Origin of the sequence: Porticoccus sp., assembly GCF_965660005.1 — a bacterium.
Taxonomy (GTDB): domain Bacteria; phylum Pseudomonadota; class Gammaproteobacteria; order Pseudomonadales; family Porticoccaceae; genus Porticoccus.
Map to the genome: position 1 here is coordinate 1 of NZ_CBFHYF010000070.1, position 4,505 is coordinate 4,505.

Here is a 4,505-nt window from a genome sequence, read left to right on the forward strand (position 1 = left end):
TTGGCCATCAGTTGTTGCCGCTGCGGCCGGCATTGGTGCCATTTACGTTTACCGATGGATTCAAGTTGTTGTCAGAGACACTTTCCGGTATCTCATTGCCAGTCCGGGCCAGCGCAGGTGGCCAATCGTTTCTGGAAAACCTCCTGTTTACGCATCGTGGACTGAGTGGTCCGGCGATACTTCAGGTTTCCAGTTACTGGCGCGAAGGGGAGATGCTACATGTGGATTTGTTGCCTTCCCTCGATGCCCGTCAATGGCTGTTGTCAGCAAAGCTGGAGCAGCCCCGGGCGCTGCTGCGCAATGTTTTGTCGGAGCAGTTGCCGCGCAAACTGGTGCGGGAGTTGGAGATGCTCTGGTGGCCAGAGCATGCTGAGAAACCGATGGCAGAGTGGCTGGATCGCCTGCTGATAACGGTTGCAGGCAATCTGAAGGACTGGCAGTTGAAACCCTCGGGGACGGAAGGCTACCGGACTGCGGAAGTCACACTCGGTGGCGTGGATACTCGGGAAATTTCTTCCAAGACCATGGAGAGCCATCGGCAGCCGGGTTTATTTTTTGTGGGAGAAGTGCTTGATGTAACCGGTCATTTGGGCGGCTTCAATTTCCAGTGGGCCTGGGCCTCGGGTGCGGCCGCCGGTTGGGCGGTTTAATAGGTATAAGGTATTTAATTGATGATAGAGCGCGAAGAGTTGATGCGAGAGACGGCAAAAATCCCCTGGCAGAAATTACAGCGGTTTTTTGCCAATGGCTCCACCATTTATGTGTCCCCGGAGCTGGATCTGATTGAGGTGGCCTGGGCGATTTGTCAGGATGATAAACCGCAGATTGAGGCCTGGTTGGGGGTCGGGCAGGTGGGCCAGGTAACCGATCAGCAGGCGATGACCTGGCTGGAAGGCGATGCCCGGCTCTGGTCGGTGGTGGTAAAGCCCTGGGTACTGGTGCAGCCGATTTCGGTCTGATCCGTCTGGCTAGGCAGACAGTGGCGCCTGTTGCCAGTACTTGGGGGTAATGGTCAGGGTCTGGTCGCTGTTGCCGATCCAGATGATCCCCTCCTGGATGGTTGCCTGAAGGGCCATATTGCGGTTTGCCAGCTTTGCCAGTGCGACAGTGTTTTCCGGCGAGAGGTAACAGACCGTCAGGTTGTCAAAGCGCTTCAAGTCAGTCCAGATCTGTTGCCACCACACAGGTGCTGTTCTGCCGCCATAGGCATAAATGATGATCTGTTCGGCCCGGTTGGATCCTTTGCGAATCCGTTTTTCGTCGGGAACGCCGACCTCTATCCACAGATCAATTTCCCCGTGCAGATTCTGCTGCCACAAATCCGGCTCCTCCTCGGTGGACAGCCCCCGGGTGAACTGCAACTGCTCACTGGCATTCAGCGCAAATGCCAGCAGCCGGATCATCATTCGTTCGTCGGTTTCTGACGGGTGTCTGGCCAGGGTGAGCGAATGAGTTTGATAGTAGTTGCGGTCCATATCCGAGACCTGCAATTCGGCTTTGAAAACAGTCGCTTTTAGTGCCATTGGCGCGTGCTCGATAATAGTTCAGCCGAGGTGTGTTGGCGTTTAATACGACTCGTGAGCGGGTTCAGGTTATGATGCCTGAACCACCCAGACCGCCCATACTTCCACCAAGGTTCCCGCCAGCGCCGCTACCCTGCCCCGGTACAACAATTTTTGAAGCCTGGTCACGACGCATTTCTTCAAGCTCGCGAGCAGTGCGCTCAACGGCAAGTTCCGCTTCTTCGCCAAATTTTTCTGCGGCTTTGCCGATACTGTCGGCGTGCAGCTCAAAATTGATCGGCAGGGCCCCCATGGGTGTCATTACCTGAGTGGAGCCCATATACAGTATTTCCCGGCTGGTATCGGGGTCACCGTTGCGAGTAACCGGGCTCAACCGGCGTATGCTGCCGATTTTCTGGTCAGTGAAAACTTCCTCAAGGTAGAGTTCATCGGGGCTCATGGTGGCATCGAATTGTTTTTGCTTGCTCATAATGATCGGTGGGGGTAGTTAAAAGAAGCTGCATACCCTAACAGATTTTGTCTGGAACGTCAGGTGACAGGCCGCTTCGGGGGTCGCTTCAGGGGGCAGTAATCTGTGATTTCAGGGTTTCCACCAGCGCCATGGCGGCGGAGGACAGTGGGTAGCGGCGCCGTGTCAGAATACCGATTTGCCGTGTGACAACCGGGTTGGTGAGCAGGCGACATTCTGCACCGAGCGCCCGCATCTGCTGTATGGCCAGTGATGGCACCACACTGATACCCAGATCGTTGGCGACCATGGAGCCAATGGAAGCGAGCTGGTGTGCCTCAAATTCTACCGTCAGATTGATACCGCAGCTGGCGGTAATCTCGTCAATCATTTGACGCATTGCCGAGGGGCGCTGCAGTGCCACAAAGGGGAACGCCTGCAGATGAGTCCAGGTGATTTCGGGAATGTCCAATAGCGGATGTTGCTTTGGCATTACCACATAAAAACTGTCTTCAAACAGCGGCTCAAAGCGCAGGTCGTCGGATTCCTCCATATCAAAGGTGACCCCTACTTCCACATGCCCCTTGCGTACCATATCGACCACCTCTTCAGCGACCACATCCTGTACCGTGATATTGATGTCCGGAAACTTGCTGCGATAATAGTGAAGGGCCTTTGGCAGTTGGCTGATCGAAAAGGAGGCCATGCTGGCAATGCTCAGCTTGCCCCGTCGCATGGCAAACAGATTGTGCAGGTCGGTCAGGGCGTTGTCCCAGTCCGCCAGCAGGCGCTGGCCAACCGGCAGAAAGGCCTCGCCCTCAGGGGTCAGGGAAAGGGTGCGAGTGGTGCGTGCCAGCAGTTTTCCTCCCACCACTTCTTCCAGATTTTTCAGGGAAATACTGAGTGCTGGCTGGGAGAGATGCAATCGTTCGCCGGCTTCAGCGAAGTTGCGGGTCTGGGCAACGGTGACAAACGCCTTGAGCTGTTTTATGGTGATATCCATAGCAACCTTATATAAATTCCCTTAATCAGTTGATTAGAATTTTACGCTTGATAAATATATTTCGCTATAGGATGCTGGGTGTCGTTTTGCGCACCTCAAACTGAGGTCGCCACGGTAAATAACAATCATTGAGGAGTTTTGTTCATGGCGGGTTTCGATAAGGTGGTGAACACCTACGAAGAAGCGATGGCGGGTCTGAAAGATGGCATGACCGTAGTAGCTGGCGGTTTTGGCCTCTGTGGTATTCCCGAAAATCTGATCAACCAGATCAAGAAAATGGGCACCAAAGAGCTCACCATTGTTTCCAATAACTGTGGTATTGACGGTTTTGGTTTGGGTATTCTTCTCGAAGATCGGCAGATCAAGAAAATGGTGTCTTCCTACGTTGGTGAGAACAAGCTGTTTGAAGAGCAATTGCTTTCCGGTCAACTGGAAGTGGAGCTGACACCCCAGGGTACTCTGGCGGAAAAAATGCGCGCTGCTGGTGCCGGTATTCCGGCATTCTACACGGCCACCGGTTATGGCACCGATATTGGCAAAGGCAAAGATGTGCGCGAGTTCAATGGCCGCCACTACATCCTGGAAGAGTCTATTCAGGGCGATTTTTCCATTGTCAAAGCGTGGAAAGCAGATCGTTATGGCAATGCCATCTACCGCCACACTGCAATGAATTTCAATCCGATGGCGGCCACTGCTGGCAAGATCTGCGTGATGGAGGTGGAAGAGATTGTCGAACCCGGCGAACTGGATCCGATGTACGTTCATACCCCAGGTATTTATGTGGATCGCCTGATTCAGGGCACTTTCGAAAAACGTATTGAAATCCGTACCGTTCGCCAAGGCTAATAGGAGAGACAATCATGGCACTTTCTCGTGATCAAATGGCTATCCGTGTGGCCCGTGAGCTACAGGATGGTTTCTATGTAAACCTCGGTATTGGTATCCCCACACTGGTGGCCAACCATGTGCCGGGAGGTATGGACGTTATGCTGCAGTCCGAGAATGGACTGTTGGGCATGGGGCCGTTTCCCACCGAAGATGAGGTGGATGCGGATCTGATCAATGCCGGCAAGCAAACCGTTACCACTGCAAAAGGAGCGTCGATTTTTTCATCGGCGGAGTCCTTTGCCATGATCCGTGGCGGCCATGTTGACCTCACAGTACTCGGTGCCTTTGAGGTGGATGTCAATGGCAACATCGCCTCCTGGATGATTCCCGGCAAGCTGATCAAGGGGATGGGCGGCGCGATGGATCTGGTGGCCGGGGCAGATAATATCGTCGTTATGATGACCCATGCCGATAAATACGGTAATTCGAAGTTGCTGCCCCAGTGCTCCCTGCCGCTGACTGGTGCCGGTTGTATCACACAGGTGCTCACTGACCTGGCCTATATTGAAATCCACGACGGTAAATTCCATCTGGTGGAACGGGCTCCAGGGGTGTCTGTGGAAGAAATCGTGTCAAAAACTGCCGGTGAAATGGTGGTTCCGGATAACGTGCCGGAAATAGTGTTTTAGTTGTTGCCGACCGT

At 53.8% G+C, this 4,505-nt stretch carries 7 protein-coding genes; 4 read left to right on the plus strand and 3 right to left on the minus strand.

The genetic code is table 11. The features are described from left to right. Positions 1–650, plus strand: a 650-nt coding sequence (locus ACTF5G_RS09885) for an aminoacetone oxidase family FAD-binding enzyme (RefSeq protein ID WP_438952636.1), incomplete at its 5' end; no start/stop codon positions are given. 21 nt (positions 651–671) lie between these two features. Next, complete coding sequence (locus ACTF5G_RS09890; protein WP_438952637.1) at positions 672–959, plus strand: DUF2288 domain-containing protein; 288 nt, start codon at positions 672–674, stop codon at positions 957–959. 9 nt (positions 960–968) lie between these two features. Here the strand turns inward: ACTF5G_RS09890 and ACTF5G_RS09895 are convergent, their stop codons facing one another. The 3 genes from ACTF5G_RS09895 to ACTF5G_RS09905 form a co-directional block, all read right to left on the minus strand. Then, on the minus strand, positions 969–1,523 hold the full coding sequence (locus ACTF5G_RS09895; protein WP_438952638.1) for a YaeQ family protein: 555 nt from the start codon (positions 1,521–1,523) through the stop codon (positions 969–971). Positions 1,524–1,587: 64 nt separating this feature from the next. After that, positions 1,588–1,992, minus strand: a complete 405-nt coding sequence (locus ACTF5G_RS09900; RefSeq protein WP_438952639.1) for a hypothetical protein — start codon at positions 1,990–1,992, stop codon at positions 1,588–1,590. Positions 1,993–2,080: 88 nt separating this feature from the next. Next, positions 2,081–2,974 carry a LysR family transcriptional regulator gene (locus ACTF5G_RS09905; protein WP_438952640.1) on the minus strand — a complete coding sequence of 298 codons (894 nt, stop codon included), beginning with the start codon at positions 2,972–2,974 and terminating at the stop codon, positions 2,081–2,083. 144 nt (positions 2,975–3,118) lie between these two features. Between ACTF5G_RS09905 and ACTF5G_RS09910 the strand changes: the two genes are divergently transcribed. Together ACTF5G_RS09910 and ACTF5G_RS09915 are read left to right on the plus strand one after the other, a co-directional pair. Beyond that, on the plus strand, positions 3,119–3,820 hold the full coding sequence (locus ACTF5G_RS09910; RefSeq protein ID WP_438952641.1) for a CoA transferase subunit A: 702 nt from the start codon (positions 3,119–3,121) through the stop codon (positions 3,818–3,820). Positions 3,821–3,834: 14 nt separating this feature from the next. Then, positions 3,835–4,491, plus strand: coding sequence for a CoA transferase subunit B (locus ACTF5G_RS09915; RefSeq protein ID WP_438952642.1), 657 nt, complete (start codon positions 3,835–3,837; stop codon positions 4,489–4,491). Positions 4,492–4,505: the final 14 nt, after the last annotated feature.